This is a genomic window from Allobosea sp. (assembly GCF_030694325.1).
In the GTDB taxonomy this organism is placed as follows: domain Bacteria; phylum Pseudomonadota; class Alphaproteobacteria; order Rhizobiales; family Beijerinckiaceae; genus Allobosea.
In genome coordinates this window covers 1-1233 of the sequence record NZ_JAUXYO010000355.1, presented here as the reverse complement: position 1 = coordinate 1233, position 1233 = coordinate 1, and the positions used below count along the sequence as shown (strand labels likewise).

1 protein-coding gene is annotated in these 1233 nt (G+C 68.2%); it reads right to left on the bottom strand.

Annotated elements, in window-relative coordinates; genetic code table 11:
• Positions 1–122: 122 nt before the first annotated feature.
• Positions 123–1233 (bottom strand): RluA family pseudouridine synthase (locus Q8M82_RS23280; RefSeq protein ID WP_305693669.1); only part of this gene is annotated, 1111 nt, incomplete at its 5' end.

The following is a 1233-nucleotide window of genomic DNA, read 5'->3' as shown; positions in this document are numbered from 1 at the left end:
GAACGAGGCCAGCCAGCAGAAACGCGCAACGGATCATCGGAGCACCAGCGTCGGAGGGATGGGAACAAAAAGAAAACACATTTCCTTTTGTTCCGCAATCGTTCTCTTCTGCCCTGCGGCGATCACTCGTCAGGCGCCTCTACGATCGGGTCGTAGGGCGCGTCGTCGAAGCCGAGCAGGTTCCAGGACTGGCGCATATGCGGCGGCAGCGGCGCGCTGACGTCGATCGTGCCCTTGCCGCGCGGATGCGGCACGACGATGCGCCGCGCCAGCAGATGCAGCTTGTTCTGGATGCCGCCGGGCAGCTCCCAGTTCTGGATGTTGAAATATTTCGGGTCGCCCACGATCGGATGGCCGATATGGGCGGCATGCGCCCGCAATTGGTGGGTGCGCCCCGTCACCGGCTTGAGCGAGAGCCAGCCGAGCTTCTGCGCCGCGGTCTCGACCACGGCGTAATAGGTCACGGCATGCATCGCGCCGTCCTCGCCATGCTTCGCCACCGCCATGCGCTGATCGCCGTCATAGGCCTCCTCGCGGGCGAGATAGGTCGAGATCCGGCCCTGGCGCACCCGCGGCACGCCGGCGACCAGCGCCCAATAGACCTTGCGGGCCGAGCGCGAGCGGAAGGTCTTGGCCAGCGTCGCCGCCGCGAAGCGCGACTTGGCGATGACGAGGCAGCCGGCCGTGTCCTTGTCGAGCCGGTGGACGAGGCGCGGCTTCTGCCCGCTCTTGTCCGTCAGCACGTCGAGCATCTGGTCGACATGGCGCGTCGTGCCGGAGCCGCCCTGAACGGCGAGCCCCGCCGGCTTGTTGAGGACCATGACGTCCTCGTCCTCGTAGAGCGTGATCGAGCGCAGGAACTCCAGCGTGTCGCCATCGGCCTTGGCCGAGCGCGGGCGGCTCTCCTGCGGCTCGAGCTTGAGCGGTGGGATACGGACCGTCTGCCCCTCCTCCAGCCGGTCCTTGCTGTCGGCGCGCTTGCCGTTGACGCGCAATTCGCCCTTCCGGACGATGCGCTGGATGTGGCTGAAGGAGAGCTGCGGAAAGCGGCTTTCGAGGAAGCGGTCGATCCGCATCTCGTTCTCGTCGGCGGTCACGACGAGCTGCTGCACGCCGGTGGCGAGCACCTGCGCCGTCTCCGCCTTCACCTCGGCGCGGGTCGGCGTGTCGCTGACCGGCGCGCGTCGGGTGGCGGCGGGCTTTGCGGCCGGCCGCGGGGCGGCCTGGGCGGCA